Source organism: Ancylomarina sp. YFZ004, assembly GCF_054254355.1.
Genome location: NZ_JBTCHQ010000005.1, coordinates 277,991 through 288,953 on the forward strand (window position 1 = coordinate 277,991; position 10,963 = coordinate 288,953).

The following is a 10,963-nucleotide window of genomic DNA, read 5'->3' on the forward strand; positions in this document are numbered from 1 at the left end:
TTCAGATCAATTTTTATTTGATAATCATCTCTTTAATTTTGGGGCTAGAATAAGTTTGATATTTGCCATCTGCATCGGAGTAGATGAAGTAGGCTTCCAAATTAGGATCATTCTCTACAATGGTTTTGCTTCTTTCTAAACCCAAAACCATAAAGGCTGTAGCAAAGGCATCAGCAGTCATGCAGTCTGGTGCAACTACTGAGGCTGAAAGCAGACTGTGCTGTACCGGGTAACCTAATTTTGGATCGATTGTATGGGCATACTTCTTACCATCTTTAATATAGAACTGACGGTAATTACCTGAAGTAGCCATTGCGCCGTTTGGTAAGCTTAAAATATCTTGAATTTCTCTGTTTTTAACTTCCGGGTCATCAATTGGTCTATCGATACCAACTCGCCATGAGCGCTTTTTATTACTGACACCCTTAACTCTAATCTCGCCACCAATTTCAACCATATAATTCGAAATGCCTTTGCTTTCTAAAAATTCGGCAACAACATCTACGCCGTAACCTTTAGCAATGGCACTAGGATCGAACATGATTCTGGGATCTTCTTTCACAATTTTGTGATTAATCAGCTTCACTTTCTGATAACCTACGATTTGCAATAGGCTATCGACAGGAATATCTTCTGGATCCAATTTGTTTTTAAAGCCAAATCCCCAAGCATTAGCTAAGGGAGCTATGGTCATGTCAAAGGCTCCACCTGTGATTTCTGAAATTTCTAGACTTCGATTAAAAACTGTTTCAAAATATTGATCGAGAACAACTGTTGCGTCGTTGTTATTAACTCGAGAAATGATTGAGTTGGGTTTGTATGTTGACAGAGAGTGATCAAATTCATTCATCTTAGCTTTAATCTCTTCATGTAAATCTTTAGCCTCTGGGTTATCATATATGATGTGATAAATGGTTCCCCAGATATAACCCTCATTAAATTGATACTCTTTTTTTGCAGGTTGACAGGCAAATAAAAGGAGCGAGGCTAAAACAAGTAGTTGAATTCTTTTAATCATGATGACTGATGTTCAAAATATATTTTTACAATTGGATTGTAAAGTTAAAAAAAAGTAATGTCTGCGACAAGGCATAAAAAAAGCCTCGGAAAATCCGAGGCTTTAAAATATTTATCATCCAAAATCGTCAAAATCAACCATTTCGTCTGGTACACCTAAGTCATACAGCATTGTTGTAACAGCTGAATTCATCATTGGGGGTCCACAGATGTAGAATTCGATATCTTCTGGCTCATCGTGATTAGCTAAATAGTTATCGTAGATCACTTTATGTATAAATCCAGTTGGTCCTTCCCAGTTATCTTCTGGCTGTGGCTCAGAAAGAGCTAAATGCCATTCGAAGTTAGGGAAATCAGCTGCAATAGCATCAAACTGATCAGCGTAAAATACTTCTTTTAATGAACGAGCACCATACCAGAAAGTAGCCTTACGACCAGTTTTCACCGTATGGAACAAGTCGAAGATATGAGAACGCATTGGAGCCATACCAGCACCACCACCAATAAACATCATCTCGTTATTGGTCTCTTTAATGAAGAACTCACCATAAGGACCTGATATAGTCACCTTATCACCAGCCTTACGCGAGAAGATAAATGAAGAACAGATACCTGGGTTTACATTCATCCAGCCACCTTTTACACGATCGAATGGAGGCGTTGCAATACGAATGTTAAGCATTACAATGTTTCCTTCAGCTGGGTGGTTAGCCATTGAGTAAGCACGGTAAGTAGGCTCTGGATTTTTCATCTTAAGATCCCACAGTTTCATTTGATCCCAATCTCCACGATACTCTTCTTCAATATCCATATCCTTAAAATCAACTTCGATTTTAGGAACATCAATTTGAATATACCCACCTGATTTGAAATCTAAGATTTCATTATCTGGTAGTTTTACAACAAATTCTTTAATAAATGTTGCAACGTTACCGTTCGAAACCACTTCACAATCCCATTTCTGGATACCCAAAATTTCTTGAGGTATCGACATGCTCATGTCTTCTTTTACTTTTACCTGACAAGCTAAACGCCAATTAGTCTGCGCCTCTTTACGAGTAAAGTAATCAACTTCAGTTGGAAGAATGCTACCTGCTCCGTCAAGTACTTGACATTTACACATTGCACATGTTCCACCACCACCACAAGCTGATGGTAAGAAGATTTTTGCTGCACCTAAAGTACCTAATAGGGTATTACCTGGCTCTACAACTAACTTTTGATTACCATCATTGATATCAATCGTTACTTCTCCTGATGGAGTTAGTTTCTGCTTTGCAAATAAAAGTATAGAAACTAGAATCAGGGTCACAAGTAAAAAGACAGCTATACTTATGGAAATAACGGTTCCCATTGTTGTTAATAATATCATCTCTATTCTAATTTAGAATTATAATTCTCGATTAACTTGAGCTTAGAGTTTGATACCCATGAAGCTCATAAAAGCAATTCCCATTAATCCTGTTACAATAAATGTAATTCCAAGACCTCTAAGAGGAGCAGGAATGTTTGAGTAACGGATTTTTTCGCGAATAGCTGCGATACCTACAATTGCTAGTAACCAACCAATACCTGATCCAAGACCAAATGAAGTTGCTTCTGCTAATGTTGAATAATCTCTCTCTTGCATGAAAAGAGAGCCACCCAAAATTGCACAGTTTACTGCAATAAGTGGTAAGAAAATACCTAGAGATGAGTAAAGTGCCGGAGCAAATTTCTCAACAACCATTTCAACCAATTGTACCATAGAAGCAATAACTGCAATAAACATGATGAAACTTAAGAAACTTAAGTCAACATCAGCCATCGAAGAATCAAGCCATACTAGAGCACCTTCAGCCAAAATATATTTGTTTAGCAAGTAGTTCATAGGAACCGTAATTCCTAATACGAAAATTACAGCTAAACCTAGTCCCATAGAAGTTTTTACAGTTTTAGAAACTGCAAGGTATGAACACATTCCAAAGAAGAATGCGAACACCATGTTGTCGATAAAAATCGACTTGATAAATATATTAATCAGATTTTCCATGTTTCGATTTTTCTTTAAAATTACGACTCAATAAGAGATTTGTTACGAGATCTCTGTACCCAAATAATGATACCTACAGTAATAAGTGCCATAGGAGGTAATATCATTAGTCCGTTGTTCTGGTATCCCATATCGTAAAATTCCTGAGGAATTACTCTGAAACCATATAGGGTTCCAGATCCTAACAATTCACGAAAGAAAGCTACGATTACAAGTATAATACCGTATCCAGCTGCATTACCAATACCATCAAGAAATGCTGGCCAAGGTTTGTTACCAAGAGCAAACGCTTCAAGTCGACCCATGATAATACAGTTGGTGATAATTAGACCTACAAATACTGAAAGTTGTTTACTTACATCGTAAGCAAAAGCTTTTAGAATCTGGTCAACAAGAATTACCAATGCTGCAACAATTACAAGTTGAACAATGATACGAATTCGTGAAGGGATAGTATTTCGTAGTAATGAAACTATAACATTTGCAAGTGCCAATACAGCCATAACTGAAATAGAAAGTACAATAGCTGGTTCCAATTTTGCAGTAACTGCTAAAGCCGAACAGATACCAAGTACCTGAATGGTTATCGGATTATCGATTCCCAACGGATTGGTAAGCAATTTCCGATTTTTAGCTGAGAATAATGGTTCTTTATCGCTCATCTCTTACTTTTTTGAAGATTTAAAAAACTTTTCATAACTGCTAAGGTTATCCTGAAGCATAGCCTCTAAACCTTTTGATGTAACAGTACCACCTGACACTGCATCAAATGCATGCGGATTATTCGAAGCTGTTCCCTTCACTAATTTTAGAGAAGTAAACTTACCAGCTTGATTAAAAATCTGCTTTCCTGTAAAAGGAGCAAGGAAATCAGCATTTGAGATTTCAGCACCTAGACCAGGAGTCTCACCTTGATGATCGAAAATAGCACCATAAATGGTTTTACGATCTGATTCCATTGAGATAAATCCCCAAATTGGCCCCCACATTCCTTTACCACGAACTGGAATAATTAATTTCTCTCCGATACCTTCTTTTTTGAAAACAAAAACGGGAAGTCGTCTTTCTGTAAGATCCTTCTTATTTTCTCTTTTCAAATCAACTTTAAAAGTCTCAGTTTTATCATTTGATTTCACTTCGCCTTCTGAATTTACGATAATCGCTTCTACGATAAATTTATCGTACAGCTCAACCGCATCAGCAGGAGTCGAAGCAACATTCACAGCCCTAAGAATGTTTTGCTTTTTCTCAATTTCTTTATTTGCATTTTGGCGGTCTTTCAATGACAATGAAGTAAAAGAAAGTACTGCCGCAACAATCACTACCATAATGGCAGCATAAAGAAATGTATATGTATTGCTTTGAGTATTCATTTTTTAAACGGTTTTTTGATTAAGCATTTACCTTAACACGTTTCAATCTTTTCTTGATGTTACCTTGAATCACGTAATGATCGATTAGTGGAGCAAAAGTATTCATCAATAGAATTGCTAACATCATAGCTTCTGGGAAACCTGCGTTCATCACACGGATTAATACAGCTAGGAAACCGATAAGGAAACCGTAGATGATTTTACCGCGAGCAGTTTGAGCTGCAGAAACAGGATCGGTAGCCATAAAAACAGCACCAAAAGCAAAACCACCCATAATAAGGTGTTGCCATGCTGGAACCAATTCCATATAAGCATTACCTCCTACAAGGTTAAAGATTGCTCCCATAGTGTAACCACCAACAAATACGGATGCCATGATTTTCCAGCTTCCAATTCCTGAAGCGATTAGAATAACAGCTCCAATAAGAATAGCAATAACTGAAGTTTCACCAATTGATCCTGGGATTAATCCAACAAACATATCCCATGCATTTGATAGGTGTAGTGTGTAGATTGAAGTCGCAGCCTCACCAGTTGCATCAACAAGAGTTGCAGCGTGTGCTAAAGGTGTAGCTCCAGAGAAACTATCAGCTTTATCAGCAATCCAAACGATATCACCAGACATTTTTGAAGGGTAGGCGAAGAAGAAGAACGCACGAGCTATAAGAGCTGGATTCCAAATATTCATACCTGTTCCACCAAATACCTCTTTACCAATAATTACAGCAAAAGCAGTTGATACAGCAACCATCCAAAGAGGTGCTCCAACAGGCATAATTAGAGGAATAAGCATACCTGAAACCAGGAAGCCTTCGTTTACTTGGTGACCGCGCATTTGAGCAACAGCAAATTCAATTCCCAAACCAACCACGTATGAAACAACGATAATAGGTAGGATTTCGATTAAACCATAAATGCAAATATCTAAAAATTCAGTATTTGCAAGTTGCCCAAGTGAAAGGAAATGCTGGTAACCTGTGTTATATATTCCGAACATTAAAGCTGGAATCAAAGCTAATACAACAACCGACATAGTACGCTTCAAATCGATAGCATCTTTTATGTGGGTACCACTGTGTGAAGTTATATTAGGGACGTATAGGAAAGCTTCAAAAGCCTCAAATGAGGACTGCAACTTTGCAAGCTTCCCACCCTTTTGAAATAAGGGTTTCTTTTTATCAAGAAATTTTCTTAATGCTTTCATTATAAATAGTTTTCCGTTTTTTTTAGCTCATTTCTTTAATCATCAGATCAATTCCCTGACGAACTAAGTCCTGTACATTAATTTTTGAAGTACAAACAAATTCGCACAAAGCAAGATCCTCAGGAGCTACTTCGTAAATACCTAACTGTTCCATCTGATCGATATCTTCAACCATAATAGACTTAATTAGTTGCAACGGAAGTACGTCCATTGGTAAAACCTTATCGTATTCACCAGTCATTACGAAAGCACGGTGCTCACCATGAAGGTTTGCATCTAAGCGGTATTCTTTGTTTGGCGTTAACCAAGAGAAGAATGTTTTCGACATAGAGAACTTCTTTAAGCCAGGTAGTGCCCAACCCAAGAACTCATACTCGTCACCTTCTGGAATAACAGTGATTTGTGAATCATAGAAAGAAAGGTAACCATCTTCAGGAATTTGAGTTCCTGTTAGAACATTACCCGAAATGATTCGAATCTTATCGTCATCTTTAAGCTGTGCTTTAAGAATATTCCGAACTGAAGCACCTAGAGTTGTCGTGTAATAAGCTGGATTTTTCACTTCCGATCCTGTAAGAGCAACTTTACGGCTAACGTCGTAAATTCCTTTTTGGAATAGTCTACCGATGAAAAGTATTTCTTGTGGACGAACAACCCAAACAACATCACCCTTATTAATAGGATCAAGTTTGTGGATTTGAACACCAACATTACCCGCTGGGTGAACACCTGCAAATTTGTTAATAACAACATTTTTTGCTTCAGTGAAAACCTTAGACTGAGTGTTCTTTGCATCGATGTTTAAGTGAACTTTACCATCGGTAAGCTTAGTTAAAGCATCAAGGCCCATTTGAAAAGCCTCAGCTTCACCTTCAACTAAATAATCGAAATCGGCAGCTAGAGGCGCAGAATCGAAAGCAGAAATGTGAATTGCTTTTGGCGCATCAGCAGGATTTGCGATAACGTCGTAAGGACGCTGACGAAGGAAAGCCCATAAACCTGATTTTAATAATTCCTCTTTAACTTCCTCGCGAGATAAGTCAGTAGGATTAGCTTTTTTGAATTCCTTGTATTGCAATTCATTGTCAGCCTGAATAATGACTTCAAGAATTTTTCTTCTTTCGCCACGATTCACGGCAACAACCTTACCACTAACTGGAGACGTAAAATTAATTTCAGGATGATACTTGTCGAAGAACAAAGCAGAACCTGCTTTTACTTCAGCATCAACCTTTACTTTTAATTTTGGTGTAAGTCCAGGGAAATCGGTAGGTTTAATTGCAAATGTCTCAGAACGATCAGCCTTTTCAAGTACTTTGTCAGCCTTTCCTATCAGCTTAATATCTAAGCCTTTTTTGATCTTTTTAACTTCAGACATGTTAAACTATTTGATATGATTAATTTGTTTCAAAATTAACTAAGTCCAAGCACGTTTCTATTTTGATAATGGTATCTTAATGTCGTTTTAGAACTTTAAGAAACCATATAGATTGTCTTGGAAAATCGAAAACAAAGATATAAAGCAATTTTATATATTTGTAGAAAATTTTGCAATTTATAAACTTCATATATAGATATCCAAATGTATAGGTTCCATCGTACCCTTTTATTTATTTCATACTTCTGTATCTCTTATTGTCTAAGCGCTTTTGGCTCAGAAGAGACAGATGTTTATAAAAATGAAATCACCAAAGTTAGCATTCATACTGTTCAGTGTCATCCCAGAGGATGGGAGTTGTCCCCACCCATTGTCGAATTGAATAGTCAAAACCAACTTCAATTCTCATTTGACGAATTGGGGAAAGAGATACAGGATTATTCATACCGACTCATTCACTGTGATGCTGATTGGGAATCGTCTGAATTAAGTGAGTTCGATTATTTAGATGGTTTTTCGGAGAACCAGATTCAAGATTATGAATTCTCTTTCAATACAAATGTCGACTATGTGCATTATTCACTCTTATTACCTAATGAGGATGTAAAGTTGAAGCTCTCAGGTAATTATATTCTTGAGGTATATCAGGATTTTGATGTCGAAAATATTGTGCTAAGTCAACGGTTTATGGTTTTGGATTCGAAAGTTGAGCTTAAAGGAAAAGTGAAGCATCCTATCGATATGGAGAGAAGAAAAACCCATCAGGAAGTCATGTTTAGTATCTTTCATCCTAGTTTTTTAATTGATAACCCACATTCTGATCTCACCGTTATTTTACGTCAAAATGATCGATCTGATGGTAGTCAGATGAAAGTGAAGCCTGTGTTTATTCGTAAAGATGAGTTAGTTTTCGATAACAATCAGGAATATGTGTTTCCTGGTAATAATGAGTTTCATTATTTTGATTTGAAGAGTTTTCGCTATCAGTCCATTTATATTCATTCCATTGAAAATGTAGAAGAAGAAACTGTAGTGACTTTAAGTCCAGGTAAAATCCGACAATTTGATCCTTATATATTCAGAAGAGATAATAATGGAATCTCCGTTGTTTCTGTTGACGAGAGGAAAGAACCAACGACTGAAGCTGACTATGCTCATGTTGTTTTTACACTCCCTTTTGATAATGAGTTGAAACATGGTCAAATGTATGTTTATGGTGCTTTTAATAATTGGGAATGCAATGAGAATAATCGAATGGTTTACGACTACGATTTAGGTGTATATCAGAAAAGCATTTATTTAAAACAAGGGTATTATAACTATGTGTATGGCTTGTTAGAAAATGGGAAAGATTCTCCAAATATAAATTACATAGAAGGTAGTCATTGGCAAACTGAGAATAACTACTTTATATATGTCTATTATCATGATATTGAGAAAAACTACGATCGCCTGATTGGATTTAAAACGCTGAATTCTACAAAGAATTTTTAGCCGTAGTTAATAATTTAAGAAAGCTTCCCTGTATTCGTTCTAAATTCGAAAAAATAGGAATTGGGACGTGTATTGCTTATGAATTATTACTAATTTTGTTATTAAAGTAATAGATTGTAATCAAGAGTTGCTGTTGCGTACATCAGCTTAAGCTATAAAAATTAAAGAAAATGAAGTTTCAAATTGATGAAGTTGATCAGAAGATACTATCTTATTTGATAAAAAATGCACGTATTCCTTTTCTAGAAATTGCTAGAGAGTGTGGTATTTCTGGTGCTGCCATTCATCAAAGGGTGAAAAAACTTGAAGATGCTGGCGTTATCGATGGTTCAAGGTTTATTGTGAAGCCAAGAGCTTTAGGTTATGAAGTTTGCGCTTATGTTGGTATTTTTCTAGATCATGCACATCAGTATAAGCAAGTTGTTGGTCGGATAGAGGCTATCCCGGAGATTATTGAGTGTCATTTTACGACAGGGAATTTTACATTCTTAGTGAAAATGCTTTGTCGAGATAATCAACATCTTATGGATGTCTTGATTAATACACTTCAAAATGTGCCAGGTGTTTCTAAAACAGAAACCTTTATTTCTTTAGATCAAATAATTGATAGAGATATTGTTGTAAAGTAATTTTGCAATAGATGAAAATAAATTCAAAAGGCTTTCTTTAAAGGAAGGCCTTTTTTTTGTGCATTCTATTAAGCTTTTTTAATAAGGAATATTCCAAGTTAATTTTTATCTTTCGTCTGTTTTGGGCAAACTTGTTGGTTTTATCGGTAGTTATTGAATCGATTAGATTGTAAGTTGGCCTCTTTTTATAAGTTATTATATCTTAAAACAACATATCATGTTTTCAAAAGACGTTTACATTAACAGACGCGATAAATTGCGTCAATCCATGAAAGATGGAATTGCATTATTCCTTGGTAACCCAGATGCACCCATGAATTGCCCTCATAATATTTACCACTACCGTCAGGATAGTAATTTCCTTTATTTTTTCGGTTTAGATCACCCAGGTTTTGCAGGTGTTTGCGATATCGATAATAATAAGGATTACATTTTTGGAAACGATGTTGATATCGATGATATTATTTGGATGGGCCCACAGCCATCTGTAAAGGATCAATCAGCTAAGGTTGGTATTGAAGCAACTGCTCCATTTACAGATTTGAACAAGTTTCTTACTGATGCTATGGAAGCGGGTCGTAAAATTCATTTTTTACCCGTTTATCGTGCTGAGAATAAAATATTGTTAGAAGAATTAGTAGGAGTTAAGCCAGCTGATATCAAAGCTAACGTTTCGGAAGAATTGATTAAAGCAATTGTGGCTCTTCGAGAAATTAAAGAGCCTTGTGAAATCGTAGAGCTTGAACGTGCTGCTGAAACAGGTTATCAAATGCATGTTGCAGCTATGAAAATGGCTCAGGATGGTGTTTACGAAAGAGAAGTTGCTGGTGAGGTTGAGGCTATAAGTCTTCGTGCTGGCGGTATGCTTTCTTTCCCTGCTATTGTCTCAAAACGAGGTGAAACTCTTCATAATCATGAGCATGGTAATCTGCTTAAGAAAGGCGATTTATTACTAGTTGATTGTGGCGCTGAGACCGATACACATTATGCTTCTGATAATACACGAACAATTCCAGTGGGAGGTAAGTTTACTCAAAAGCAAAGAGAAATATATGAAATTGTATTAGCAGCTATTGATAAAGGAACTGCATTAGTTCGTCCAGGTGTTGATTACCGTTCTATTCATTTAGAAGTATGTAAGGTGATTGCTTCAGGATTGATTAAACTTGGTTTGATGAAAGGTGATGCTGACGCAGCTGTTGCAGCAGGAGCTCATACTTTATTCATGCCTCATGGTTTAGGACATATGATGGGCTTAGATGTTCACGATATGGAAGATCTTGGTGAAGATTACGTTGGGTATGATGAGAAGATCAAGCGTGCTAGTCAGTTTGGAACAGCTTATTTGCGTTTAGGAAAAGAGTTGAAGCCTGGTTTTGTTATTACTAATGAGCCTGGTATCTATTTTATTCCAGCATTGATTGATAAATTCCAAAACGAGAAGCAGTTCTTAGATTATATCAACTTCGATAAGGTAAATGAGTATCGTGATTTTGGTGGTATTCGACTTGAAGATGACCTTTTAGTTACTGAAGAGGGCTGTCAGTTAATTGGGAAGAGAATTCCAATTACAGTTGAAGAGGTTGAAAATACAGTGCTTTCGTAACATAATAACATCGTAATAAAAATTAAAGAGGTATCCAATTATGGGTGCCTCTTTTTTTTTGTTTATATAAGCTATAAATTGTGTATCTTTGAATATGTTGGTTAGTCTATGAAATCGATGATTTAGTCATTGTGAAGTTGTTGTTTGTGTAAGAAATTGAGTTATTACTGTTTTTTTTGAATATATTATATAGCATAAATTGAATTGATTCAGTTTTTATTGTTTCAATA

At 36.1% G+C, this 10,963-nt stretch carries 10 protein-coding genes; 3 read left to right on the top strand and 7 right to left on the bottom strand.

What is annotated here, in order from left to right:
- Nucleotides 1–13: 13 nt before the first annotated feature.
- From ACXR6G_RS10800 to ACXR6G_RS10830, 7 genes are all read right to left on the bottom strand, one after another.
- The gene (locus ACXR6G_RS10800; RefSeq protein WP_458361440.1) at nucleotides 14–1,018 is read right to left on the bottom strand and encodes an FAD:protein FMN transferase; all 1,005 of its coding nucleotides are present in this window, start codon (nucleotides 1,016–1,018) and stop codon (nucleotides 14–16) included.
- 114 nt (nucleotides 1,019–1,132) lie between these two features.
- Entirely contained in the window at nucleotides 1,133–2,389 is a 1,257-nt protein-coding gene (gene nqrF, locus ACXR6G_RS10805) for an NADH:ubiquinone reductase (Na(+)-transporting) subunit F (protein ID WP_458361441.1), read from the bottom strand.
- A 42-nt stretch (nucleotides 2,390–2,431) separates the two neighbouring features.
- The gene (gene nqrE, locus ACXR6G_RS10810; protein ID WP_458361442.1) at nucleotides 2,432–3,049 is read right to left on the bottom strand and encodes an NADH:ubiquinone reductase (Na(+)-transporting) subunit E; all 618 of its coding nucleotides are present in this window, start codon (nucleotides 3,047–3,049) and stop codon (nucleotides 2,432–2,434) included.
- Between the two features lie 20 nt (nucleotides 3,050–3,069).
- Nucleotides 3,070–3,711, bottom strand: coding sequence for an NADH:ubiquinone reductase (Na(+)-transporting) subunit D (locus tag ACXR6G_RS10815; RefSeq protein WP_458361443.1), 642 nt, complete (start codon nucleotides 3,709–3,711; stop codon nucleotides 3,070–3,072).
- Nucleotides 3,712–3,714: 3 nt separating this feature from the next.
- The gene (gene nqrC, locus ACXR6G_RS10820) at nucleotides 3,715–4,422 is read right to left on the bottom strand and encodes an NADH:ubiquinone reductase (Na(+)-transporting) subunit C (RefSeq protein WP_458361444.1); all 708 of its coding nucleotides are present in this window, start codon (nucleotides 4,420–4,422) and stop codon (nucleotides 3,715–3,717) included.
- Nucleotides 4,423–4,441: 19 nt separating this feature from the next.
- Nucleotides 4,442–5,626, bottom strand: a complete 1,185-nt coding sequence (locus tag ACXR6G_RS10825; RefSeq protein ID WP_458361445.1) for an NADH:ubiquinone reductase (Na(+)-transporting) subunit B — start codon at nucleotides 5,624–5,626, stop codon at nucleotides 4,442–4,444.
- A gap of 22 nt (nucleotides 5,627–5,648) precedes the next feature.
- Complete coding sequence (locus ACXR6G_RS10830) at nucleotides 5,649–7,004, bottom strand: Na(+)-translocating NADH-quinone reductase subunit A (RefSeq protein WP_458361446.1); 1,356 nt, start codon at nucleotides 7,002–7,004, stop codon at nucleotides 5,649–5,651.
- A gap of 204 nt (nucleotides 7,005–7,208) precedes the next feature.
- On the opposite strand from ACXR6G_RS10830, the gene ACXR6G_RS10835 reads away from it, so the two are divergent.
- The 3 genes from ACXR6G_RS10835 to ACXR6G_RS10845 all read left to right on the top strand — a co-directional run bounded on the left by ACXR6G_RS10835 (nucleotide 7,209) and on the right by ACXR6G_RS10845 (nucleotide 10,733).
- A complete protein-coding gene (locus ACXR6G_RS10835; RefSeq protein WP_458361447.1) occupies nucleotides 7,209–8,498 on the top strand; it encodes a type IX secretion system plug protein in 1,290 nt (429 codons plus the stop codon).
- Nucleotides 8,499–8,668: 170 nt separating this feature from the next.
- Nucleotides 8,669–9,127: an Lrp/AsnC ligand binding domain-containing protein gene (locus tag ACXR6G_RS10840; protein ID WP_458361448.1), complete on the top strand. Its 459-nt coding sequence runs from the start codon at nucleotides 8,669–8,671 to the stop codon at nucleotides 9,125–9,127.
- A 217-nt stretch (nucleotides 9,128–9,344) separates the two neighbouring features.
- The gene (locus ACXR6G_RS10845; RefSeq protein ID WP_458361449.1) at nucleotides 9,345–10,733 is read left to right on the top strand and encodes an aminopeptidase P family protein; all 1,389 of its coding nucleotides are present in this window, start codon (nucleotides 9,345–9,347) and stop codon (nucleotides 10,731–10,733) included.
- Nucleotides 10,734–10,963: the final 230 nt, after the last annotated feature.

What these genes read in the sequence shown, in the direction of transcription:
- ACXR6G_RS10800 (WP_458361440.1), bottom strand. Translation starts at nt 1,018, where the DNA reads ATGATTAAAAGAATTCAACTACTTGTTTTAGCCTCGCTCCTTTTATTT.
- nqrF (WP_458361441.1), bottom strand. Translation starts at nt 2,389, where the DNA reads ATGATATTATTAACAACAATGGGAACCGTTATTTCCATAAGTATAGCT.
- nqrE (WP_458361442.1), bottom strand. Translation starts at nt 3,049, where the DNA reads ATGGAAAATCTGATTAATATATTTATCAAGTCGATTTTTATCGACAAC.
- ACXR6G_RS10815 (WP_458361443.1), bottom strand. Translation starts at nt 3,711, where the DNA reads ATGAGCGATAAAGAACCATTATTCTCAGCTAAAAATCGGAAATTGCTT.
- nqrC (WP_458361444.1), bottom strand. Translation starts at nt 4,422, where the DNA reads ATGAATACTCAAAGCAATACATATACATTTCTTTATGCTGCCATTATG.
- ACXR6G_RS10825 (WP_458361445.1), bottom strand. Translation starts at nt 5,626, where the DNA reads ATGAAAGCATTAAGAAAATTTCTTGATAAAAAGAAACCCTTATTTCAA.
- ACXR6G_RS10830 (WP_458361446.1), bottom strand. Translation starts at nt 7,004, where the DNA reads ATGTCTGAAGTTAAAAAGATCAAAAAAGGCTTAGATATTAAGCTGATA.
- ACXR6G_RS10835 (WP_458361447.1), top strand. Translation starts at nt 7,209, where the DNA reads ATGTATAGGTTCCATCGTACCCTTTTATTTATTTCATACTTCTGTATC.
- ACXR6G_RS10840 (WP_458361448.1), top strand. Translation starts at nt 8,669, where the DNA reads ATGAAGTTTCAAATTGATGAAGTTGATCAGAAGATACTATCTTATTTG.
- ACXR6G_RS10845 (WP_458361449.1), top strand. Translation starts at nt 9,345, where the DNA reads ATGTTTTCAAAAGACGTTTACATTAACAGACGCGATAAATTGCGTCAA.